General features: G+C 70.8%; 20 protein-coding genes. 8 read left to right on the forward strand and 12 right to left on the reverse strand.

Going from position 1 to position 21,997, the window contains the following annotated elements:
• Nucleotides 1-263: 263 nt before the first annotated feature.
• Nucleotides 264-806, forward strand: a complete 543-nt coding sequence (locus tag AB0K00_RS56160; RefSeq protein ID WP_363539635.1) for a universal stress protein — start codon at nt 264-266, stop codon at nt 804-806.
• Nucleotides 807-924: 118 nt separating this feature from the next.
• On the opposite strand, the gene AB0K00_RS56165 is transcribed toward AB0K00_RS56160, so the two are convergent.
• The 5 genes from AB0K00_RS56165 to AB0K00_RS56185 all read right to left on the reverse strand — a co-directional run bounded on the left by AB0K00_RS56165 (nt 925) and on the right by AB0K00_RS56185 (nt 6,372).
• Complete coding sequence (locus AB0K00_RS56165) at nt 925-3,096, reverse strand: MMPL family transporter (RefSeq protein WP_363539637.1); 2,172 nt, start codon at nt 3,094-3,096, stop codon at nt 925-927.
• 67 nt (nt 3,097-3,163) lie between these two features.
• The gene (locus AB0K00_RS56170; RefSeq protein WP_363539639.1) at nt 3,164-3,955 is read right to left on the reverse strand and encodes an ABC transporter permease; all 792 of its coding nucleotides are present in this window, start codon (nt 3,953-3,955) and stop codon (nt 3,164-3,166) included.
• Nucleotides 3,952-4,908: an ATP-binding cassette domain-containing protein gene (locus tag AB0K00_RS56175; protein WP_363539641.1), complete on the reverse strand. Its 957-nt coding sequence runs from the start codon at nt 4,906-4,908 to the stop codon at nt 3,952-3,954. Before AB0K00_RS56175 ends, AB0K00_RS56170 begins: the two co-directional genes overlap by 4 nt.
• Before the next feature lie 27 nt (nt 4,909-4,935).
• Entirely contained in the window at nt 4,936-5,781 is an 846-nt protein-coding gene (locus AB0K00_RS56180; RefSeq protein ID WP_363539643.1) for a DUF4097 family beta strand repeat-containing protein, read from the reverse strand.
• A gap of 75 nt (nt 5,782-5,856) precedes the next feature.
• Complete coding sequence (locus AB0K00_RS56185) at nt 5,857-6,372, reverse strand: ribbon-helix-helix protein, CopG family (protein ID WP_363539645.1); 516 nt, start codon at nt 6,370-6,372, stop codon at nt 5,857-5,859.
• On the opposite strand from AB0K00_RS56185, the gene AB0K00_RS56190 reads away from it, so the two are divergent.
• The 4 genes from AB0K00_RS56190 (at nt 6,371) to AB0K00_RS56205 (ending at nt 11,461) form a co-directional block, all read left to right on the forward strand.
• A complete protein-coding gene (locus tag AB0K00_RS56190) occupies nt 6,371-8,824 on the forward strand; it encodes a helix-turn-helix domain-containing protein (RefSeq protein WP_363539647.1) in 2,454 nt (817 codons plus the stop codon). The genes AB0K00_RS56185 and AB0K00_RS56190 overlap by 2 nt on opposite strands.
• Before the next feature lie 98 nt (nt 8,825-8,922).
• The gene (locus AB0K00_RS56195; protein ID WP_363539649.1) at nt 8,923-9,891 is read left to right on the forward strand and encodes an aldo/keto reductase; all 969 of its coding nucleotides are present in this window, start codon (nt 8,923-8,925) and stop codon (nt 9,889-9,891) included.
• A 71-nt stretch (nt 9,892-9,962) separates the two neighbouring features.
• On the forward strand, nt 9,963-10,454 hold the full coding sequence (locus tag AB0K00_RS56200; protein ID WP_363539651.1) for a SigE family RNA polymerase sigma factor: 492 nt from the start codon (nt 9,963-9,965) through the stop codon (nt 10,452-10,454).
• Nucleotides 10,451-11,461, forward strand: a complete 1,011-nt coding sequence (locus AB0K00_RS56205) for a hypothetical protein (protein WP_363539653.1) — start codon at nt 10,451-10,453, stop codon at nt 11,459-11,461. Before AB0K00_RS56200 ends, AB0K00_RS56205 begins: the two co-directional genes overlap by 4 nt.
• Before the next feature lie 64 nt (nt 11,462-11,525).
• Here the strand turns inward: AB0K00_RS56205 and AB0K00_RS56210 are convergent, their stop codons facing one another.
• The 5 genes from AB0K00_RS56210 to AB0K00_RS56230 form a co-directional block, all read right to left on the reverse strand.
• Nucleotides 11,526-12,131, reverse strand: coding sequence for a hypothetical protein (locus AB0K00_RS56210; RefSeq protein WP_363539655.1), 606 nt, complete (start codon nt 12,129-12,131; stop codon nt 11,526-11,528).
• A gap of 33 nt (nt 12,132-12,164) precedes the next feature.
• Nucleotides 12,165-12,551: a hypothetical protein gene (locus AB0K00_RS56215; protein ID WP_363539657.1), complete on the reverse strand. Its 387-nt coding sequence runs from the start codon at nt 12,549-12,551 to the stop codon at nt 12,165-12,167.
• Nucleotides 12,552-12,744: 193 nt separating this feature from the next.
• The gene (locus AB0K00_RS56220; RefSeq protein ID WP_363539659.1) at nt 12,745-12,870 is read right to left on the reverse strand and encodes a hypothetical protein; all 126 of its coding nucleotides are present in this window, start codon (nt 12,868-12,870) and stop codon (nt 12,745-12,747) included.
• A 631-nt stretch (nt 12,871-13,501) separates the two neighbouring features.
• On the reverse strand, nt 13,502-14,008 hold the full coding sequence (locus tag AB0K00_RS56225; protein ID WP_363539661.1) for a hypothetical protein: 507 nt from the start codon (nt 14,006-14,008) through the stop codon (nt 13,502-13,504).
• Between the two features lie 174 nt (nt 14,009-14,182).
• On the reverse strand, nt 14,183-15,778 hold the full coding sequence (locus AB0K00_RS56230) for a hypothetical protein (RefSeq protein WP_363539663.1): 1,596 nt from the start codon (nt 15,776-15,778) through the stop codon (nt 14,183-14,185).
• Between the two features lie 116 nt (nt 15,779-15,894).
• On the opposite strand from AB0K00_RS56230, the gene AB0K00_RS56235 reads away from it, so the two are divergent.
• Nucleotides 15,895-16,515 carry a trimeric intracellular cation channel family protein gene (locus tag AB0K00_RS56235; RefSeq protein WP_363539665.1) on the forward strand — a complete coding sequence of 207 codons (621 nt, stop codon included), beginning with the start codon at nt 15,895-15,897 and terminating at the stop codon, nt 16,513-16,515.
• 23 nt (nt 16,516-16,538) lie between these two features.
• Here the strand turns inward: AB0K00_RS56235 and AB0K00_RS56240 are convergent, their stop codons facing one another.
• Entirely contained in the window at nt 16,539-18,215 is a 1,677-nt protein-coding gene (locus AB0K00_RS56240) for a thiamine pyrophosphate-binding protein (RefSeq protein WP_363539667.1), read from the reverse strand.
• Nucleotides 18,212-19,807: a benzoylformate decarboxylase gene (mdlC, locus tag AB0K00_RS56245; protein WP_363539669.1), complete on the reverse strand. Its 1,596-nt coding sequence runs from the start codon at nt 19,805-19,807 to the stop codon at nt 18,212-18,214. Before mdlC ends, AB0K00_RS56240 begins: the two co-directional genes overlap by 4 nt.
• 140 nt (nt 19,808-19,947) lie before the next feature.
• Here mdlC and mdcA point away from each other — a divergent pair, with 140 nt between their 5' ends.
• Nucleotides 19,948-21,591, forward strand: a complete 1,644-nt coding sequence (mdcA, locus tag AB0K00_RS56250; RefSeq protein WP_363539671.1) for a malonate decarboxylase subunit alpha — start codon at nt 19,948-19,950, stop codon at nt 21,589-21,591.
• A gap of 13 nt (nt 21,592-21,604) precedes the next feature.
• A partial coding sequence (locus AB0K00_RS56255; protein ID WP_363539673.1) for a triphosphoribosyl-dephospho-CoA synthase occupies nt 21,605-21,997 on the forward strand: 393 nt, incomplete at its 3' end.

Genomic DNA, 21,997 nt, shown 5'->3' on the forward strand with positions numbered 1-21,997 from the left:
CAGCCGCTCCACCGCCCGCACCGCAAGGCCGAGGACCGCGAACGCCGCGATCGTCAGCAGCACGAACCACAGGTCAGCCACGAGGAATCTCCTCCGGTAGGAAGTTGCCATCAGCGCATCGGTTCTGCCCATCCAGTGCGCAGCCATGCCGCACGCATCACGCACCCGTCCCGGGAGGCCGCCGTCCGGATGCGCGTTTTCTTGATGGTTTCTTCACGCCGCCGCACGGCCCGTTTCGCCCGCGGCCCGGCTAGCGTCGAGGTATGGCGCTGGACGGTGTGGGCCACGGTATCGGTGCCGGCGAGCGCAGCGTGGTCGTCGGGATCTCCCAGTCGCTGGCCGGACTTGCCGCGTTGCGGTATGCCCTGGCCGAGGCGAGGCACCGCAAGGTGCCGTTGTGTGCGGTGCGGGCGTGGCCGTTGCCACTGAGCGGGCGCGGACCCGCGGTCATCCAGTGGCAGTATGAGCTGAAGTCGGGCGCGCAACGCTACGTCGTCGACGCGTTCGACGCCGCCGTCGGCGGCCCACCCGACGATGTCGAGGTGCGGGTCGTCACCCCATGCGGGCGAGCCGACGCCGTGCTGCTCGACTTGGCGAACGGCAGCGGACAGCTGCTCGTGCTCGGCGCCAGGACAACACGCCGCTGGCTGTGGCCGAGCTGGGTCGTGCGCGGCTGCGTCCGGGCGGCCCGATGCCCGGTCATCGTGGTGCCACCACCCGATCTTGTGACCATCGCAGGCTCGCGCCGCAGGTTCCGGACACTGTCCCGGGAGATCGAACGGTTCACTGCCGGTGGCCTCGCCTGAGGAGGCCGAAGGGCAGGTGTCACCGCTCTTGCGGGCGATCAGACAGCGCGCTGTGCTCAGGCGGGTTCTCGATGCGACGGCCCGGCCGTGAGTCGGCCGGGCCGTCGTGCTCTCCGGGTTACGAGTGTGTGGCCGGGTCGGACGTCTTCTCCAGCGCGACGGTGGCGCCCACCGGCTCGTGCGGTGCCGGCGCCCGGTCGCCGTGGCCTGGCCACCAGGCGGCGTGCCCGATGAGGGCGGTGAACGCCGGCACGAAGAAGAACGACATGACGAACGCCGACAGCACGATGCCGATCGCGACCGCGAAACCCATCTGCTGCAGGAAGGAGATCGGCGCCAGCATCAGCACCCCGAAGGTGCCGGCGAGGATCAGGCCGGCCGCGGCCACGGTCGGGCCGCCGTGCTCGACGCCGAGCGCCGCCGCCTCGCGGGGCTCCTTGCCCTCGCGGGCCTCCTCCCGTAGCCGCGCGATCATCAGGATGTTGTAGTCGGTGCCGATCGCGACCACGAAGAGGTACAGGATGATCGGCAGCTGGAACGTGACGCCCGGCTTGCCCTGGAAGCCCTGGAACACGTACACCGTGGCGCCCAGCGTCGCGGCGAAGTTCAGCAGCACCGCGACCACCAGGTAGATCGGTGCCACGAGGCTGCGCAGCAGCAGCGCCAGGATGATCGCGATCAGCGCGGCGGCCACCGGCAGGATGACCGACAGGTCGCGGTTGTTGGCCGAGTTGATGTCGGCGAACACCGCCGTGATGCCGCCGACGACGGCCCTGGTACCGGCCGGTGCCCGCGCGTGCAGGTAGTCGCGCAGGTTGTCGCGGACCAGCTCGATGGCCTCGTTGGACACGGGGTTGATGTTCAGCAGCACGTCGATGCGCACGACCTTGGCGTCGGTGCCGGGCACGGCGTCGCGCACCTGACCGACGCCGGGCCCGCTCTTGGCTGCCGCGGTGAACTCCTGGATCGCCTGCTGGCTCAGCGGCGAGCCGTCGGTGGTGGTGAGGTACACCTCGGTGGGCTGGGCGGCACCCGCCGCGAACGCCCGGCCCAGGTCGGCCTGCGCGAGGGCGGACTCGGTGTCCTGCGGGAAACCGGCGCTGAAGTCGTAGTCGGCCTTGTACATCAGCGTGCCACCGGCCAGGGCGACCAGGACCAGCCCGGATACCGCCGCGACGAGCGCCGGCCGGCGGCCGACCAGCGTGCCCAGCTTGCGGGAGATCGTGGCCTTCGGCGGGCGCTGCCACGCCTTGGACGGCCAGAACACGAACCGGCCGAGCTTCGACACCAGCGCCGGGATCAGCGTCAGCGACGTGATCAGCATGACGCCGACCGCGATCGCCAGACCCGGGCCGAGCGACCCGAAGAACCCGAGCGAGGCCAGCAGCAGCACCAGGAACGCGACCACGACCGCGCCGGCCGCCGACGCGATGACCTCGCCGACCCGCTGTACCGACACGACCATCGCGGTCTGCTTGTCGTCGCCGGCGCGCAGGCGTTCGCGGTACCGGAACAGCAGGAACAGGATGTAGTCGGTGCCGATGCCGTACAGCACGATCAGCAGGATCGTCTGCAGGTCCTGCCCGACGTTCCAGTCCAGGGCCTTGCCGACCATGGCGATGATGCCGGTGGTCACCGCCATCACGATGCTGACCACGACGATCGGCAGCAGCGCCGCGATCGGGCTGCGGAAGATTAGCAGGATCAGGCCGATGATGAGCACGACCGTCGCGCCGCCGACGATCGCGAACGCGCTGTTGAACGTGTCCTCGTTGTCGACATACGCCGCCACGTCGCCGCCCACGCGGGCGCTGAGGCCGGTGCCGTTGAGGTCCTCGGTGAGTGAGGTGCGCAGGATGCGGATCGCGTCGAGCAGCGCCGGGTCGTCCGGCGCGTCGGCCTGCAGGCCCACGTTGATGAGCTGGATCGACCGGTCCGGCGCGACCGCCTGCGGCCCGGTGACGTAGCCCTGGGTGCGGGCGATGTTGCGGGCCTTGAGCTTGTCGGCCACCTGCGTGACCGCCGTGCTGTCCGCGTCGGACAGCGGCGCACCGTCGGTGCGTTTGACGACGACCAGCGCGCTCGCGGTCGCCTGCTGGGCGAAGGACGTCTGTGCCAGCTTGATCGCCTGCACGGACTCATACTTGGACGGCAGGAAGTCGCTCTGCTCGGCCGACGTGATGTCGGTCAGCGACGGCGAAAGTCCGATGATGGCGGCCGACGCGACCAGCCAGCCGGCGATCACCCACCATGCTCTGCGTACGACGAAGTTACCGAGCCAGCCGAACATTGATTCCCCCTAGGTGTCGGCGCTGTCCCGAGAATAGAGCGCGACGGATGTCGATGTTGTCCGTGAACTAACGGGTCGACTCGCGGTTGAACAGCTTCTTGGACCAGAGGTAGCCGCCGAGGGTGATGACGGCGCACCAGCCGACGGCGATGACGGCGCTGTTGCCGATCGGCGTGCCCATCAGCAGGCCGCGGATGGTTTCGATGAGCGGCGTGAACGGCTGGTATTCGGCGAACCAGCGCAGCGCGGTCGGCATCGACTCGGTCGGGACGAACCCGCTGCCCAGGAACGGCAGCAGGACCAGCGGCAGGCCGACGTTGCTGGACGACTCGACGGTCTTGCTCACCAGACCCAGGGCGACCGCCAGCCAGATGAAGGCGAACGCCATCATGAGCAGGACGCCGGCGAGGGCGAGCCAGTCGCCGGGGCCCGCCGACGGCCGGAAACCGATGAGCAGCGCGACGCCGATGATCACCGCGATGCTGAGCATCGTCTGGATGAGGCTGCCCAGGACGTGTCCGGTCAGGACGGAGACGCGGGCGATGGCCATGGTGCGGAACCGGTCCACGATGCCCTCGGTCATGTCCATGGCGACCGAGATGGTGGTGCCCTGCACCGCGGCGGCGATCGTCATCAGGATGATGGCGGGGGTGACGTAGTTGACGTACTCCGCCCGCCCGCCGGAGGGGCCGCCGATCCCCGCGCCCAGCGTGCCGCCGAAGACATAGACGAACAGCAGCAGGAAGATGATCGGCATGGCGATGAGCATCACCGTCATCGACGGGTAGCGGACCATGCGGGTGAGGTTGCGACGCAGCATCGTCGCCGAGTCGGTGAGTGCGAGCGACATGGTGCTCATCGCAGGACCGCCTTTGCGTTGTCGGGGTTGCCGGTGAGGGCGAGGAAGACGTCGTCGAGGTCGGGGGTGTGCACGCTCAGCGAGTCGACCGGGACGGCGTGCTCGTCGAGCCGGTCGATCAGGGCCTTCAGCCCGCGGAGGCTGCCGTCGTGCGGCACCCGCAGGGCGAGCGCGTCGCCGTCGTGGGACGGCTGGCCGATGGCGCGCGCGGCGGACTCGAGGGCGCGCAGGTCGGCGAACCGCAGCTGGATGTGGCCGCCGGGGATGCGGCGCTTGAGGTCGTCCGGGGTGCCCTCGGCGACGATCCTGCCGTGGTCCAGCACCGCGATCCGGTCGGCGAGTTCGTCGGCCTCCTCCAGGTACTGGGTGGTGAGGAAGACGGTGACGCCGCCCGCGACGAGGTCCCGCACGATCTGCCACATGCCGCGGCGGCTGCGCGGGTCCAGCCCGGTGGTCGGCTCGTCGAGGAAGATCACCCGGGGCGTGCCGACCAGCGTCATCGCGAGGTCGAGCCGCCGGCGCATGCCGCCGGAGTACGTCGAGGCCGGCTTGCCGGCGGCGTCGGCCAGGTCGAACTGGTCGAGCAGGTCGGCGACCCGGCGCCGGCCCGCCGCCCGGCCCAGGTGGTGCAGGTCGGCCATCAGCGTCAGGTTCTGCCGGCCGGACAGCAGGTTGTCGACCGCGGAGAACTGGCCGGTGACGCCGATCGCGGCGCGGACCGCGTCGGGCTCGGTGGCCGGGTCGTGACCGGCGACCCGCGCGCTGCCCCCGTCGGCGCGGATCAGCGTCGACAGGATCTTGACGGTGGTGGTCTTGCCCGCGCCGTTGGCGCCGAGCAGCGAGAAGACGGTGCCCCGGGGCACGTGCAGGTCGATGCCGTCGAGCACCACGTGGTCGCCGAACGACCTGCGCAGTCCGGTCGCCGTGATCGCCGGCTGGGATGGCGTGGTCATGGGAAGGCCCCTTCCAGAGGGTGTGGGTCAGGAGCGGCGGACGGTGATGTCGCCGAATGAGGTGTGCGCACGGACTTCGACGGTCTCCTCGGACTTCTGCGGCCCTTGGCCGGTGTCGTCCAGGGCGTTGCGCACCTGCCCGTAGCCGGTCTTCAGGTCGAGCCACGCGGCGGTGCCGGCGGCGACACCGATCTCCAGGTCGCCGCTCGCGGTGTCGAGCGTGACCGTGTCGCGGGCGACCTCGCCGATGCGGATGGATCCGTTGGAGGTCTTGGCCTCCACCGCCGCGCCGGCCCGGTCGACGGAGATGCGGCCGTTGGCCGTCCGCGCGCGCAGTTCGCCGGTGACGGTGCCGACGTCGATGTCGCCGTTGGAGTTCTTGATGACCGCGGCCCCGCCGATCTCGCCGAGGTCCACCCGTCCGTTGCCGTTCGCGACGTCGGCGTCGCCGGCGACCGCGCCGACCGTGATGTGGCCGGTGGTGTTCAGGCGCAGCGGGCCGGTCCGGTCGAGCCGGACGTGCCCGACGGTCGCCTTGAACCGGCACTCGCCGAGCGCGCCGGTGCCGGTGACGTCCCCGGCGGTCACGTCGCTGTGCACCGCGGAGCCGGTGGGGAGCTCCACCAGCACAGCAACCGACCTGGTCTTCTTGGAGAAGTCGAACACCCGCGACTTCGGCCCGCGCACGGTCAGCGTGCCGTCGGCGTATTCGACGCGGGTCTGCTGCGCGGCCTGCACGTCGGATTCGTCCGATGCGTCGCTCGGCTGCACCTCGACGACGGTGTCGGTGCGGTCGCTCGCGACGAGGCGCACGGTGCCGACGGACAGTTCGATCGTGACGGAGATCGATTCGGGGGTGGCGAAAACAGGCATGGTGGTCCCCTCAAGATGAGTCGGAAGAACATCCCCGCAGGTAGGGGGCGGTGAGGAAGGTGGGTGCGGGCGCGGTTAGCGCGCCCAGCCGGTGTAGTGCTGCGCTCTGGGCTTGCCGGGCCGCTCGGCGCCGCCGTGCTCGCGCTCCGAGACGCGCAGCGCGGCCGAGGCGGCCCGCACCAGCCACGCGTTGACCGACCGGCCCTCCTTGCCGGCCGCTTCCTCGACCGCGGCCTTGAGCTGCTCCGGGAGGCGGACGTTGATGCGGGTCGTGGCACCGTCCTCGAAGCCCGCCGCGTCGTCGGCTGGCACCGCGCCGCGGTCAGTGGTGACCTCCTGGTGCTGCGGCACCTGCGGCGGCGTGACGATGAACTCCGGGTCGCGGCCGCGCAGGCGAACCTGGACCGAACCGGGAGCCAGCTCCCTGGTGATCTCGTCGGCGGCGGCGGACAGCGCCTCGAGCAGGGCCAGCCTGATCGCCGACTCCATCGACACGGTCAACCGCTCGACCAGTGCGGCGTCGTCACCGCCGGTGTCCGCGGCTGTCAGCAGCTCGCGACCGAGAGCGGCCACATACGGGGTCAGGTTCATGGCACCACTATGGCACGCCGTGGTGCCAAGCGCAATCCATGTTGGCTCACGTTGGCTCAGCGTGGCTCAGGATGGCACCGACGCGTGCAGCGACCTGGATGGTTGCCGCCGAGGCGGCCCGGGTCTGCGCGGGTACGCTCTCGGGGATTCGAACCGGTCGAGTGGTGCGCTGGGTGGGTCGGTGGCTGGGAGCACGGAACAGTCGAGCTTCGGGGAGTTGCTGCGTCGGCATCGGCACGCGGCCCGCTTGACGCTGGAGCAGCTCGCAGAGGCGTCGGGGGTCAGCGCCCGGACGCTGTCGGACATGGAGCGCGGGCGGAGCCGGGGACCTCAGCACCGCACGGTCGCCGCGCTCGCCGACGCCCTCGCGCTCGCCGACACCGATCGTGAGCAGCTCATCGATCTGGCGCGGGACGGCCGGCTGCGGGATCACTGGACGCGCCCGACAGGCCTGTGCGAGCTGCCCCGATCCGTCGGCGACTTCACCGGCCGGGCCGAGGAACTGGACTGGCTGCACGAACTGGTGCACCAGGACAGTTCCCCCGGTGTCGCCGGGGTGGGGCTGATCACCGGATCCGCCGGACTGGGCAAGACCACCTTCGCGGTCCGGGCCGCCCACGTCCTGCTGCCGAGCTTCCCGGACGGCGTGCTCTTCCTCGACCTGTACGGCATGTCCCCGCAACCACTCGCCGCCGCCGACGCCTTGCTGCAGCTGCTGCGCGCGCTCGGCGTCGCCGACCCGCGGATACCGGGCGACACCGCCGGGCGGGCGTCGCTGTACCGGTCGCTGCTGCGGGACCGGCGGGTCCTGGTGGTGCTCGACAACGCCGCGTCCGAGGAGCAGGTCCGGGTCCTGCTGCCGGGCGGCGGCGCGTGCCGGGCGGTGGTCACGAGCCGGCGGCTGCTGGCCGGTCTGGAGGGCGTGCGCCGGCTCAACCTGGGACCGCTGCCGGTGTCGGAGTCCATCGACCTGCTGAGCGGGATCCTGGGCGAACGCTCCACGGCGGACGGGGAGCCGGCGCTGACCCAGCTCGCGCAGCTGTGCGGCGGTCTGCCGCTCGCGCTGCGGATCGTCGGCAACCGCCTCGTCAGCCGGCCGGCCTGGAACGCCGCGGATCTCGCCGCCCGCCTGACCAACGAGGAGCGCCGGCTCGACCAGCTCAGCGCCGGCGACCTCAAGATCGCGACCGCGTTCGGGCTGTCCTACGAGCAGCTCGCGGGATCCGCGCGCCGGGTCTTCCGCCGCCTGGCGCTGGTGCCCGGCCGGGACTTCGACGCCGCGCTCGCCGCGGTGTTCGGCGGCACCCCCATCGAGGAGGCGTGGGACGCCCTCGACGAGCTCGTCGACCTCGGCCTGCTGCAGGACAGCACGTCGGGCCGGTACCGCTTCCACGACCTGGTCCGGCTGTTCGCCCGTGACCGGCTCCAGCAGGAGGACACCGCCGCCGAGCACGCCGCGACCACCGCGAGGACGACGTCGTGGCTGCTGCGGATGGCCACCACCGCCGGGCGATGGTTCGAACCCGCGTACGGTCGCCCCGACCACGCCGACGCCGATCTCGCGGGCCTGTCCTCGCTGGAGGAGGCCGGGCGCTGGCTGCACGTGGACGCGGACAACTGGCTGGGGGCACTGCGGTACGCGGCGCAGCACGGCCAGCACGACGTCGTGCTCGACTGCGCCGACGCGATGCGCTGGTTCGCCGACCGGTGGAAGCCCTGGACACCCTGGCAGGAGGTCTTCGGGCTCGGTGCCGACGCCGCCACCGCGCTCGGTGACCGGGCGTACCAGGCCGCGCAGTTGAACTTCCTGGCCCGGGTCCATCACGCGGAGCCACCCGCCGACCCGGACGCCACGCTGCACTACGCGACCGCGGTGCTGGACGCCGCCACCGCCGGCGGAGTGACGGCGCAGATCGCCTGGGGTCACATGTACGTCGGACGCGCGCTCATCCGTTTCGGCCGGCTCGACGCCGCCGCCGCGTCATTGACCACGGCAGCGGAGATGTTCAAGGCCGACCACGACATCGACGCGTACTCCCAGTGCCTCGGCGGGGTGGGCGAGTGCCTGCGCGGCGCCGGCCGGTACGCCGAGGCACTGGAGCGGTACCTGGAGATGGCGGACCTGGCCGGCGACGAGGGGTCGGGGATGACGGCCAGCATCGCGTCGCTCACCCGGGCGAACGCGCTCGCCGCCGCCGGCCTGTGCCTGGGGTTGCTCGGCCGCCGCACCGAGGCGATCGCCTCCTTCACCGAGGCGGTCGGCCTCTTCGAGCACTTCCCGCCGTCCGGCTCGCTGGGCCGCTGCCTGCAGGCCCTCGCCGGCGTGCTGGCCGAGGACGGCCGCACCACCGAGAGCCGCGAGGTGTACGCGCGGGCGGCGGAGGTGTTCGACGCAGCCGGCGACGAGGAGGCGGCCGGCCGCTGCCGTGACCTGGCGGCCGCCGACCGCTGAACCGGCAACGGCCGGCACGCGGCGCCGCTCGGTGTGCGACGCTGCACCGTGGACGGCGGTGACGCCGCCGGCGAGGTCGACGGTGGAAGGGCTGGCGCGTGGAGTACACACGGCTCGGTCGGACGGGACTGAAGGTGAGCCGGATCGGGCTGGGCTGCATGAGCTACGGCACCGCGGCCGCCGGCATGCACCAGTGGACCCTGGGCGAGGACGCCGCGGCGCCGTTCTTCCGGCAGGCCGTCGAGCTCGGCGTCACGTTCTGGGACACCGCGAACGTGTACCAGGGCGGCACCTCGGAGGAGTTCGTCGGCCGCGCGATCGCCAGGTTCTCCCGGCGGGAGGACATCGTGCTGGCGACGAAGGTCAGCGGGAAGATGCACGACGGACCCGGCGGCAGCGGCCTGTCCCGGAAGGCCGTCATGGAGCAGGTGGACGCGTCGCTGCGGCGGCTGGGCACCGACTACATCGACGTGTATTACATCCACCGCTTCGACCCCGAAACGCCGGCCGAGGAGACCATGGCCACCCTGCACGCGCTGGTCCAGGCCGGCAAGGTGCGCTACCTCGGCGCCTCGTCGATGTGGGCCTGGCAGTTCGCGAAGCTGCAACACGTCGCGGTGCTGGGCGGATGGACGCCGTTCGCGGCGATGCAGGACCAGTACAACGTCCTCAAACGGGAAGAGGAACGGGACATGATCCCGATGTGCGCCGACCAGGGCGTCGGCCTCACCCCGTACTCCCCGCTCGCGAAGGGCCGGGCGGCGCGGCCCTGGGGCGCGCAGACCGCACGGTCCTCCTCGGACGCCGTCGCCCAGGCGTTCGACCGCGACATCGACCAGCCGGTCGTCGAGGCGGTCCAGCGGGTCGCCGAGACCCGCGACGTGCCGATGGCGCAGGTCGCCCTGGCGTGGGTGCTGGCCCAACCGGTCGTCTCCTGCCCGATCGTGGGCGCGACCAAGCCACACCACCTGCAGGACGCAGTGGCGGCGCTGGACCTCACACTCACCGACGGCGAGCTCGCCGAGCTCGAAACCCCATACACGCCGCAGGACAACTACTGGTGGTGACCGTCCGGCCCGCAACGGACTGCCGCCCTCACCGTGTCAACAGATCGGTGGGCCCTGGTAGTCAGTAGGAAGTGACGTTCGAGGAGTACGTGCTCGTCCGGGGACCGGGGCTGCTGCGGCTCGCCCGGCTGCTCGTCGACGACGTCCACCGGGCCGACGACCTGGTCCAGGACACGCTCGTGCGGGTCTACCCACGCTGGGCGCGGATCCTGCGCACCGACCAGCCCGACCTCTACGTGCGGCGCACGCTCATCAACGTCAACGCATCCTGGTGGCGGCGGCGGTCCAGCCGGGAGATGCCCGCGGACCTCGACGTCGACGCCTGGCCCGGCGCGGCCGACCACGGGCCGCCGACCGCCGAGCGGCTCGCCCTCTGGGAGCGGGTCCGGGCGCTGCCGCACCGGCAACGCGCGGTGATCGCGCTGCGCTACTACGAGGACCTCGACGACGACCGCATCAGCCAGATCCTCGGCTGCTCGCGGGCCACCGTCCGCACCCACGCCATGCGCGCGCTGGCCGCGATGCGCATCGAGCTGTACGACCTCGAGGAGCTGCCCCGATGAGCACGGACCTCAAGGCCCTGCGCGGCGCGCTGCTGGCCCGCGCGGAGGGCGACACCGACGCCGAGGCACTGCTCGCGCGGATCGGGCCGGCCTACCGCCGGCGTCGCGGCCGCAGGATCGTCGGTGCGGCGACGGCGGCGGTCGCGGTGGCCGCGCTGGTGGTCATGCTCGTGCCGCGGCTGCTGTTCGGCGGGTACGCCCTGCCCGCGCCGCCGTCCGTCCCGATTCCCAGCCCTGCCGCGGCGACGATCGGCGCCGACCCGCGGATGGTCCACTTCGATGTGGGCGAGTTCCCCTACCGGGTGATGAGCACCGAGTGGGCGGTCGAGGACGGCGTCGAGCGGCTGTCGATGTGGGGCAGCACCGATGACAACCCGCAGGGGGAGGGCAGGAAGTTCTTCGCCGATCTCACGCTCGCCGCCGAAACCTGGTCGGCCACCCCGAACCCGACTGCGCTGCCGGAGGCGCCGCGGCAGCCGCGCTCCGAGCCGGCGACCGTCGGCGGGCAGCCCGCCCTGGTCGTGACCGGCGGCGACAGCACGAGCGTCACCTGGTCGCCGATCGCCGGCATCCGCGCCGAGCTGTCCGTGCGCGGTCCGGTGCCGACCGCGAAGAGCGTCGCGTTCGCCGGCACGTTCAGCCTCGACCGCGGTCACCAGTGCACCCCGCTGCTGCAGCCCGACGTCCTGCCACCCGGCGGGCACCTCGCCGGCTGCTCGATCCGGTCCAACGGCCTCGGTCAGTACATCATCCGCAGCGACAATGGCACGATCACCGTCGCGATCCCCACCGGAGTCTTCGACCTGGGCATCAGTCCGGGCGCGTACCCGGGGGCCCCGCCGACCCTCGCCAACGGCTGGCCCTACCAGGAGCTGGACGCGTCGGCGAACACCCAGCACTGGACGGCGTACATCCGCGTCCCCGATCCCTGGGTGGAGATCTGGGCGCAGGGCACCTACGGCCTGCCCGACGTGCTCCTGGTCGGCGGCGGGCTCCGGCGGTCATGAGCCGGCCCCGGCTGGGGAGTCATCCGACCCGCGGCTGAGGAGTCAGCCGGGCCCGGTTGAGGAGTCAGCCGGGCCAGCCGGGCAGCGCCGGCAGCTGCCGTTGCGCGATCAGCGCCAGCGTGCCCTCGTCGCCCGGGTCGAGTGCCGCCCGGAGGATGGTGACCTCGACCATCCCGCCGGAGTCCGCGAGGTCCCACGCCACCAGCAGCGACGACTCCTTCCACGGCGAGTTCACCAGCAGCGAGGGCCCGGCCGTCCAGAGCGCCGGCCGGCCGAGCACCGTGCGCGGCTGCGCCTCCGGGAACAGCCGTTGATAGTCCGCGATGCTCGTGCGGTCGTGCGCGACGGCCAGCCGCAGCGCGCTGGTCGGCATCGTCACCGTGCACTCGTGCCAGTCGCCCTCCCGAAGGTACGAGGTGCCGGTGCCCGTGGTCTTCACCGGCTTCTCGACGAGCTCGTACACCTCGGGCCGGTTGATGAGCGGACACAGCTCGGCGTTGGCCTTGCGCTGCTCCGGGTCGGTCGACTCGGGGAACGGCGCCGCGTTCGCGCTGTCGCCGATGCTGGGATTCGGGTCCCAGCGGCCGGTCACGACACCGCCGACGTAGACGGCGAGCGCCACGATGATGAGCGCCGGGATGATCCAGCCGAGGAGTTGGGGGCGTCGCATGGCCGCCGAGCATACGACACCGCAGTCTGGTGGTCAGGCCCGCTTGAATTCCTCGTGATAGCTCGGGCCGTTGATGACGAGGCTCTGCGCCGAGCATGAGTACGAAGCGACGCCGTCGGCCAGGATCGGGCCGGACACCTGGTTGACCGGGACACCGTTGCGCCAGAAGTAGTTCCAGCCCGACGACACCACGTTCGTTTCACTGAGCTGGCCGCTGCCGGTCGCGTAACGGCCGCTTCCCGTGCCGTTGATGCCGTGCGCCAGCAGGTCACCGTTGGGTGCCCGCCCCTCAACGACGACGTTCCATGTCGAGGTCCAGGTCTGGTTGGTCTGGTACGTGACGGTCACAGCGCCCTGCACACTGTGCATACGGACCACGCCGACGCCGGCCACCTGCTCGTCCATTGTCATGCCGGTCATCGACCAGCTTGGTTAGTACGTTCGACACCACGTCGAGGCGAAACGACTGAGATCTGCCGATGAGCAATCGGGTTTCCGCGCCCGGCGGCGGCCAGGACGAGCGACTCGGCCCGGTAGCGGGCGTGCTGGTCCAAGCCCGCCCAGGATTCGGGCAGGTCGCGGTCCGGGCGGGTCAAGTCGGCGACAGTCGCCGTCACCGGCGTGCCGAGATCCTTCCACTCGCCGTGGTCGAATACGTCGGCAGCCACGGCAGGACCCGCCAGCCACCGAAGGCCAGCGCCACGGCCACGCCGGCCGCGACCCAGTTCCACCGCCGCATCGAGCGCACCCATGAACGGCGCGGCGGCGGTTCACCGCCCTCGGCCGGCGCGCCGGTAGTGGACCGCCCGGTCGTGCCGCAGCACTCAGCCCCACGTCCACGGGACACCGAATCCGATTCGGATTCCATCGCGCCCAACCACGCTGACCCGCATGTTCAACAGACATTCATTGACAACACTGTCCGCGTTCCTTGCAAGGAGGAGAGGGCGCCGATCTGCGCCCTCTCCCCGACGACTACTTCAGGTAGTACCCGTAGCTCCTTCGATTGGATCCCCAGCTGCAGGACGATTCGGACCACTCGCCAGTGCCGGGCGACTTCCAGGGCCCGAGGCGGGTGTAGTAGCTCCCAGCGAGTTCACACTGCGTCCATGACTGGTATTCGCCCGTGCCTTGAGTGCAGACGACGAAGGAACCCCGCGCACCAGTCGCGCCGTAGTTGCAGGCGGACGGAACGGCTTGGGCGGGCGAGGCGACGGTGACTGCTAGCGGCACAGCGGCGAGCGTTGCCGCGAGTCCGTAGACTAGCCGACGGATACTCATCAATGATCCTCTCTGCTATCGGATATCGGGTCTGTATCGGATACGCGGGGCTGCCGTATGAGGCAGGATCGCGGTGATACCGAGCAGCTTCAGCAGGTCGGATCCTGGAGGGTGGCCATGCCCGAATCGCCCAGGTTGGCAAGGCCGATACCCACGCTGCCGCTGGCACAGGTGGTGGGCGCATAAACCATGTCGCTCCAGCTCCTGGCGCCAACGGGGAAGTTCCCGTCCCACTGGTAGATCTGCTGTTCGAAGGGCGGCCCCGTGACCGCGTCCGTGTAGAGCCAGCCTGAGCTACCGCCTGCGCTGACGCTGGTTCGGACCTCGGACCAATTGGTTCCGCAGGTCCAGCTGTACCAGAGGTAGCCTGTGCCGAGCTTTCGTCCGCTCCCGCCGAAGACCGATCCGGACGCGACGATCGACGCGTTCTTAGCACACGAGTTACCGGTGCTCGGGTACTGATATGGGTCGCGGCCGTCGGCGCCCGGGTCATTCGCTGCCGCGACACCAGCAGGACCGAGTAGAACTAGCATTGGGACGACGAGCACGGCGACAGCGGTGCGCCGGCCCCGTGCCTTCCGCGAGAAACGTGCCACTGATCCTCCTCCATGTCTGCGTCGCCACGATCTTTTTTGTCGACGAGCTTCACGGACGCAAGGCTTCCAGCGGATAGGTCGGCGGTTCGGCCGTGTTGCATGAAGGTTTTGCTCTGCATCAGCCTGAACAGAGCGTCAGCCACCATGCAGCCTTGACCTGCGGTCGGTATCGCATCACGGCTCCGGCGCGCATCTGTCAGGCTGATTGGCCAGCCACCACGCGGCGGCCATCCGGGTCGAACTCGGCAGGAGCGCGTCGACCGACATCTCTTGCAGGAGTTTCACGTTGCCAGCGGTGCCGATGGCGGCCGTGATCGCATCCATCACCTGGGCTTCGGCATCATCGCAATTATGGAGCCATGCGGACCGCTGTACGTCGAAGGCTCGACGCCAGTTGTCAACGCTCTGATCACCCGAGCAGTGTGGGGCAGCATTGGCGGCGGAAAGTCGGATCGGGCGGCCGAGATTCGGGTCGGCGAGAAGATCGATCAGTAAGCTGCGGTGACCGGCCTCGCCGAGAATGGTGATCGCCTGCATTGTCGTCGCTGTCATGGGATCGAATTGGAGGCGTAGCGCGTTGTGCAGCTCGGCCGCGAGGAGCTCGGCCACCGGTCTCCGGTATGGCGTCGCCGAGACTGTCAGCGTCGCATAGAGCCTGGTGTCCGAGTCGGCGGCGAACAGCATCTCCTGGAGAAGCTGCGCCAGCATGGCGTCGCCTGCCGGCAACTCCACCTCCAGGCGAGACTGCGCGGACAGGGCCAGCCGCCTGCACAGCGGCCCGGTCTGTGCGACCGGGAGGGTCAGACCGTCCAACCAGACGGACCTCACCATTGGGTCCTCGACGATCCGACGGCTCCAGCGCGGCGTGACAGGTACACCCCAGCGCGGTGCCAGTCGCACGAAGTCCACGGTCATCGGCATGGTTCGAAGGTCGTGATCGTCCATGGCGAGCAGCTCACGGGCGGCTTGGGCAAGAAGCCCCACCGTAAAGGGTTCGCGGAAGTGGCCAGCCCGCGCCTTTCGGATGACCGTCTGCAACGCGGCCTGTCGCGCCCGGATGTTCAGCGGCTCGCCCAGTTGGCGGGCCAGGAACATTGATGCGACCGAGTCGGGTGTGCCGTCCAACAGCGAGATCGGTTCGACGTATGACGGGATGCCGGGGTCGACGGCGACGTCGATGCAGACGATGGCAGTCGCAGTCATGGCGTCCGCATGCTCGAGCATCCGGCTGATGGCCTCCTGACGGACCATCCACGCGCCGCCCTCGGCCGAGACCATTTCCGTCAGTAACCTATACGCGACACCGTCCCATAGATCGCGAGGATGCAGCACCAATCCGGGATGAGACCGGAGCACGTTGCAGAACGCCAACCACGTTGCCTCGTCGACCGAACCGGTTCCGCGCACCCGATCGAGAACGTGATGCACATCAGCGCCATCGGTCGTCTCTGCCCGCATTGGCCGTGGATCGAACCAGCGCAGCACAGCGTCGCGGACATGGCGCAACGAGGCGCCCGGCAGTCCCAGGACCTCCTCGTATCGTCGCAGAGCCGCGACACTGACGCTGCTGGCTCCAGACTCCCAGCGCGATACCTGAGACGGTGCCAGCTCCGGCATACCCGGCAGTGCGAATTCCTTCGCGAATTGCCGCGCCGACCTCAACCGTGGCAGGGGCGAACACATTCGGTTGACGCGCAAGAGCCAGGCGATACGATCTTGAGCAGTGAACATGGGGATCGGTCCATCGGCACCCTTCGTTACCGCAGCCACGAGGCCATGCTATGAATTGACGGCTATCACAGTCTAGTTCCGGCCTGCGCCAAACACGGATGGGTGACTCAGAAGCGGAGAGGCAGTATCGAGTGCCCGGCGGCGCGGTTGTGAACATGCTGGAGTTGGCCGGACTGTATGTGTTCGCCACGTCCGGCGCGCTGATGGCCGTCTCCAAGGGCTTCGACGTCGTGGGCATCGTGGTGCTTGCCATGCTCACGGCCCTCGGCGGTGGCATCCTCCGCGACCTGATCATCGGCGCGACGCCACCGGCGGCGTTCACCGACGTGACCTATCTGGTGGTGCCGCTGGTCGCTGCCGCCGTGACGTTCTTCGCCCACCGGCTGGTGCGCCGGCTGACGTTCACCATGCTGGTCTTCGACGCGGCCGGGCTCGGCCTGTTCTGCGTCACCGGCACCCTCAAGGCCCTCGAGTTCCAGCTCGGCCCGCTGCAGGCGGTGCTGCTCGGCGTCACCACCGCGGTCGGCGGCGGGGTCCTGCGCGACATCACCGCCCGTGAGACGCCGGCCCTCGTGCAGGTCGACACCGACCTGTACGCGATCCCGGCGGCTGCGGGTGCCGTCATCATTGCCGTCGCCGACCGGACCGGCCTGCCGATCCCGGGTTTCGCGGTGGGTGCGGCGGCGCTGGTCTTCGCGTTCCGCGTCACCGCCATGCTCCGGCACTGGACCGCACCGCACGCCCGCCACCAAGAGACCGGCGACAGCACACCCTGACCCCCGCGCAGCGGCGGTGGGGGTCAGAGTTGTGCGTTGTGGCGGTGTTGTGGGCCGCGCGGTCCGTAGTCGATGTCGGCGAACGCGTGGCCGCCGTCGATCAGGCTCGGCGGTGCGTCGTCGGCTGCCATGACCGCCTCGATGAAGACCAGGCCGTCGTGCTCGCCGGCGAGGGCGGCGTCGAGCTCCTCCACGGTGCGCACGACGAACGACGTGGAGGGTGTGTCCGGCGCGAGGACCTTCGGCAGGTCGGCGTACGACCAGTTCGCGATGTCGTTGTACGCGGCGTGCCGGCCGAGGATCGCGCGTTCGATCGTGTAGCCGGCGTTGTTGATCAGGAAGATGTACGGCTTGTGGTCGTGGCGCAGGATCGTGGACAGTTCCTGGGCGGTGAGCTGGAACGAGCCGTCGCCGATGAACAGCAGCTGGCGGCGGTGCGGGGCGGCGGTGAGCGTCCCCAGCAGCGCGCCCAGCGTGTAACCGATCGATCCCCAGACGGCCTGGGTGACGAAGGTGCAGTCCGGTGGCAGTCGCAGGCCGGTCGCGCCGGCGCTGGACGTCCCGTCCTCGGCGAGCAGCACGTCGCCGGGGCGCAGGAACCGCTGGATCGTCTGCCAGTAGCCGGCCTGCGTCAGCTCGCCCGCGGGCCGGTCCTGCTGTGGTACCGGATGCGAAAACGACGCCCGAGGGCGGTCGGGCAGGCGTTTGACCAGTGCCGGCAGCAGGTCGGTGAGCGCGACGGCCTGGAAGTTGGCGTCGCCGGTGTCGGTGGACCAGCCGTGCAGGTGGATGGTGTCCGGCGGCAGTGCGTCGGTGAAGAAGCCGGAGGTGCTGTCGATCCGGCGGTACCCGACGGTCAGCAGGCAGTCGCTGTGTTCGACGACGGTGCGGACGTCGGGATCGCTGCCGGCGCCGGTGTACACGCCGGCGAACAGCGGATGATGCTCGTCGATGACGGACTTCGCGGTGTTGAGCACGGCGACGGGTGCCTGCAGCCGTTCGGCGAGGGCGGTGACGTCGCCGGCCACGCCGAAGCGGTCCGTGTCGAGGTCGGCGAGGATCGCCGGGGCATGCGCGGCGCGGAGGCGGTCGGCCAGGGCGGTGGCGCACGCTTCGAGGCGTTCCGGGTCGCTAGCCGGGGTGGTGCGCGTCAACGGCTCGTCGGGGACCTCGATCGTGAGGTAGGCGATGTCGGAGGGCAGCTCCAGGTAGACCGGGAGCTTGCGGTGCCACGCGGCCTGGATGACCCGGTCGATCTCGGCGGCCGCGTTCTGCGGGGTCAGCTGCGCCTGCGCGGTCGTGACCTCCGCGAAGCACCGCAGGAACGTGTCGGGGTCACCGCCGTCGGCGAGCGTGTGGTGCATGCGGCGGCCCTGCCCGGTGGAGCGCATCGGCAGCGATCCGCAGATGCAGATGACCGGGACGTGTTCGGCGTACGCGCCGGCGATGCCGTTGATGGCGCTGAGCGCGCCGACGCCGTTGGTGACGACGATCGAGGCAAGGCCGTCGAGCCGCGCGGAGCCGTCCGCGGCGTAGGCCGCGTTGAGTTCGTTGCAGGTGCCGATCCAGGCGAGTTCCTTGCCGTCCTCCAGTTGTTGCAGCAGTTCCAGGTTGTAGTCGCCGGGCACGCCGAACACGTGTCCGAGGCCGGCTTCCCGCAGGCGGCGCAGGAGGAAGTCCCCGATGGTGGATGGGCTCATGGCTGGTCTCCCGCGAATCGGCGTTGTGGGATCTCGATGAGCCGCGGCCCGTCGGTCGCGGCGAGGGCGCGGCGCAGCTCGGTGGTGAAGGCGTCCAGGGTGTCGGCGCGCACGGCGGGGACGCCGTAGGCGGTGGCGAGGCCGACGACGTCCAGCGCCGGCAGTTCCAGGCCCGGGGTGTCGGGTGCGTCCATGAGTTCCGTGAACTGTTTGAGGGCGGCGTACTCGTCGTTGCGGGGCACGACGAACACCACGGGAATGCGGTGCTGCGCCGCGGTCCACAGGCCGCTGACGGTGTACTGCAGGGCGCCGTCGCCGATGAGGGCGATGACGCGGCGGGCCGGGTCGGCCAGCTGGATGCCGATCGCGGCGGGCAGCCCCCAGCCGAGCCCGCCGGACGCCGGGAAGTACAGGCTGCCCGGGCGGGTGAGGTCGAGGCGGTCCCAGATCATGTCCGCGGACGTCCACTCCAGGACGATGACGGTGGCGTCGTCCTTGGCGGCGTTGACCGCGTCAAGGATCGCCTCGGCCGCGAACGGAGGACCGTCCGCGGCGGCCGGCGGCGCATGGTCGACAGTCGGCGGGCCGGCCACCGCGCGGGACGGGACGAGGCCCGCGACGCGGGTGAGGGCGTCGGACGGGTCGCCGATGACGGCGTGGCCCATCGGGGCGCGGGCCGCCTCGTCGGGATCCGAGGTGACCGACCACAGGTCGGCTCCGGCGGCGAGGTACTCGCCGTCGACCGTCTCGTGGTAGCGGAAGACGGCGGCGCCGAAGACGGCGACCAGGTCGTGGCCGGCGAGCCGGTCGGCGACGGTGCCGACGCCGGCGGGCAGCAGGCCCTGGAACGCGGGGTGCCGGGTGGGGAACGGGCAGCGCGACGGGCTCGGCGCGACCCACACCGGCAGCCGCAGCCGGTCCGCGAGCCGCACCGCGCCCGCCCACCCGACCGGGTCGTCGACGTCGGGGCCGAGCACCAGCACGGGGTTGCCGGCCGCTTCGAGGCGCCCGGCCAGCTGGCGCAGCGGCGGGTCGGCGGCGACCGGGGCGCCGTGCAGGCCGCGGCGGGTGAGCAGGCGGGTGGTGGCCGGGTCCGCGGGGTGGTCCCAGTCGTCGAGCGGGATCGACACGTAGACCGGCCCGGCGGGTGCGGCGGAAGCGAGCAGGATGCCCTTCGACAGCGCGAGGGGTACGTCCGACGCGCGCAGCGGTTCCGTGCTCCACTTCACCAGCGGCCGGGCGAGCTGCGGGGCGTCGACGTTGGTGAGCAACGCGTTCAGCGCCGAGTACCGGCGGGACTGCTGCCCTGACGTGACGACGACGGGGACGTGACCGGACTGGGTGTTGGTGAGGTTGCCCATGGCGTTGCCGGTGCCGGCGGCGGCGTGCAGGTTCACCACCGACGGGACGCCGGACGCCTGCGCGAACCCGTCGGCGATGCCGACCGCGACGCCCTCCTGCAGGGCGAGGACATACCGGAAGTCGTCGGGCACCTGTTTGAGCAGGGGCAGCTCGTTCGAGCCGGGGTTGCCGAAGATGGTGGTGATCCCGTGGGTGCGCAGCACGTCGTAGAACGCGTCGCGGACGCTCACCGTGTGGGTGTCCTGAGCCACCCCCGGCCGCTGCCCCGGATCAACGTCGTCAAACGCCGGCGGAAGCGTTGTGGCGCAACAGGATCCGCGCAGTACGGTGGGAGACCGACGCACGGAGTTCCCTGATGGGTGGGAAGCCGATGAGCGAGACAGTCTGGGACAAGCGCCGCACCGCGAAGCACCAGCGGCTCGCGGGCGCCGCACCGCACACCGACGGCAAGCTGATCCGGTCCGACGCGCTGCGGCAGGTGCTGGAGACCGTCATCCACCCGGGCGACACGGTCGCGCTGGAGGGTGACAATCAGAAACAGGCGGACTTCCTGTCCAGGACGCTGGCCGGCTGCGACCCGGGCCGGCTGCACGACCTGCACATGCTGATCGGGTCGGTGTCGCGCACCGAGCACCTCGACCTGTTCGAGCAGGGCCTGGCTTCGAAGCTGGACCTGGCGTACGCGGGGCCGCAGAGCGTGCGGATGGCGCAGCTGGTCGAGGACGGCACGGTGGCCATCGGCGCGATCCACACGTACGTGGAGCTGTACGCGCGGATGCTCGTGGACCTGCGGCCGGACGTGGCGCTGCTGTGCGCGTCGGCGGCGGACCAGCACGGCAACCTGTACACCGGCCCGAACACCGAGGACACGCCGACCATCGCCGAGGCGACCGCGTTCCACGACGGGGTCGTGATCGTGCAGGCCGACGAGGTCGTGCCGGCCGGGGCGCTGCCGCGGGTGGACATCCCGGGTGACTGGGTCGACCTGGTGGTGCGGGCCGACCGCCCGTTCTTCCTGGAGCCGCTGTTCACCCGCGACCCGAAGGCGATCGGCCCGGTGCAGATCCTGCAGGCGATGATCGCGCTGCGCGGCGTCTACGAACGGCATCACGTCGTGTCGCTCAACCACGGCGTCGGGTTCAGCACCGCCGCGATCGAGCTCATCCTGCCCACGTACGGCGAGCAGCTCGGGCTGAAGGGCAGGATCTGCCGCAACTGGACCCTGAACCCGCACCCGACGCTCATCCCGGCGATCGAGTCCGGCTGGGTCGAGTCGGTGCACTGCTTCGGCGGCGAGTCCGGGATGAACCGGTACGTGGCCGAACGACCCGACGTCTTCTTCACCGGCGCCGACGGCTCGCTGCGCTCCAACCGGGTGCTGTGCCAGCTCGCCGGGCAGTACGCGATCGACATGTTCATCGGTTCGACGCTGCAGATGGACGCGCACGCGAACTCGTCCACGGTGACCGAGGGCCGGCTGTCCGGGTTCGGCGGGGCACCGAACATGGGCCACGACCCGCACGGCCGCCGGCACGCCACCCCGGCATGGCTGGACCTGCAGCACGGCGACGGCGCCGACCTGCGCGGCCGCAAGCTCGTCGTGCAGATCGCCGAGACGTTCCAGTCCAGTGGCACGCCGACGTTCGTGGAGTCGCTGGACGCCGTCGAGGTCGGCGAGGGCGCGGGGATGCCGGTGCCACCGGTGATGATCTACGGCGACGACGTCAGTCACGTCGTCACCGAGGAGGGCGTCGCGTACCTGTACAAGGCGCCGTCGCTGGAGGACCGCAAGGCCGCCCTCGCGGCCATCGCCGGGGTGACGCCGCTCGGGCGCCGCTCGGACCCGGCCGAGGTCGAGAAGCTGCGCCGCGACGGGCTCGTCGCGCTCCCGCAGGACCTGAAGGTCGACCCGTCCCTGGCCGACCGGTCGCTGCTGGCCGCCCGCAGCATCGGCGACCTGGTCGCCTGGTCCAGAGGCCTGTACGAACCACCGGCCCAGTTCCGGAACTGGTGAACAGGGGATTCCCATGGCCATTGACACGGTCACCACCGTGCCGCCGGCGCTGCTCGGCCGGCTCGCGGGCCGGGCGCTGCGCGAGGAGGCGCTGCACACGCCGAAACCCGGGCTCGTCGACCGGCGGGGCAGCGGCGCGCACCGCGACATGACCCTGCCGATGCTGCTCACGTCCGCGGACGCCCTCACCGAGCCGATCGCCGCGTGCGCCGCGGCGGCGCAGGCGTTGCCGCCCGGCCGGGACCTGCGGGCCGTGATCGGCGAGATCGGCCGCGACGGCGAGCGGTGGATGCTGGACGTGACCGGCGGCGTGAATACGCACCGCGGCGCGCTGTGGGCCCTCGGCCTGCTCGCCGCGGGTCTCGCCGCCGCCGGCACCGTCGCCGGGGCGGCGCGCTTCGCGGCG

The organism is Dactylosporangium sp. NPDC049525 (genome assembly GCF_040676755.1).
In the GTDB taxonomy this organism is placed as follows: Bacteria; Actinomycetota; Actinomycetes; order Mycobacteriales; family Micromonosporaceae; genus Dactylosporangium.

What these genes read in the sequence shown, in the direction of transcription:
- AB0K00_RS56180 (WP_363539643.1), bottom strand. Translation starts at nt 5,781, where the DNA reads ATGCCTGTTTTCGCCACCCCCGAATCGATCTCCGTCACGATCGAACTG.
- AB0K00_RS56240 (WP_363539667.1), bottom strand. Translation starts at nt 18,215, where the DNA reads ATGAGCCCATCCACCATCGGGGACTTCCTCCTGCGCCGCCTGCGGGAA.
- AB0K00_RS56205 (WP_363539653.1), top strand. Translation starts at nt 10,451, where the DNA reads ATGAGCACGGACCTCAAGGCCCTGCGCGGCGCGCTGCTGGCCCGCGCG.
- AB0K00_RS56190 (WP_363539647.1), top strand. Translation starts at nt 6,371, where the DNA reads ATGGCACCACTATGGCACGCCGTGGTGCCAAGCGCAATCCATGTTGGC.
- AB0K00_RS56160 (WP_363539635.1), top strand. Translation starts at nt 264, where the DNA reads ATGGCGCTGGACGGTGTGGGCCACGGTATCGGTGCCGGCGAGCGCAGC.
- AB0K00_RS56170 (WP_363539639.1), bottom strand. Translation starts at nt 3,955, where the DNA reads ATGAGCACCATGTCGCTCGCACTCACCGACTCGGCGACGATGCTGCGT.
- AB0K00_RS56235 (WP_363539665.1), top strand. Translation starts at nt 15,895, where the DNA reads ATGCTGGAGTTGGCCGGACTGTATGTGTTCGCCACGTCCGGCGCGCTG.
- mdcA (WP_363539671.1), top strand. Translation starts at nt 19,948, where the DNA reads ATGAGCGAGACAGTCTGGGACAAGCGCCGCACCGCGAAGCACCAGCGG.
- AB0K00_RS56210 (WP_363539655.1), bottom strand. Translation starts at nt 12,131, where the DNA reads ATGCGACGCCCCCAACTCCTCGGCTGGATCATCCCGGCGCTCATCATC.
- AB0K00_RS56215 (WP_363539657.1), bottom strand. Translation starts at nt 12,551, where the DNA reads ATGACCGGCATGACAATGGACGAGCAGGTGGCCGGCGTCGGCGTGGTC.
- AB0K00_RS56220 (WP_363539659.1), bottom strand. Translation starts at nt 12,870, where the DNA reads ATGCGGCGGTGGAACTGGGTCGCGGCCGGCGTGGCCGTGGCGCTGGCC.
- AB0K00_RS56165 (WP_363539637.1), bottom strand. Translation starts at nt 3,096, where the DNA reads ATGTTCGGCTGGCTCGGTAACTTCGTCGTACGCAGAGCATGGTGGGTG.
- AB0K00_RS56175 (WP_363539641.1), bottom strand. Translation starts at nt 4,908, where the DNA reads ATGACCACGCCATCCCAGCCGGCGATCACGGCGACCGGACTGCGCAGG.
- AB0K00_RS56185 (WP_363539645.1), bottom strand. Translation starts at nt 6,372, where the DNA reads ATGAACCTGACCCCGTATGTGGCCGCTCTCGGTCGCGAGCTGCTGACA.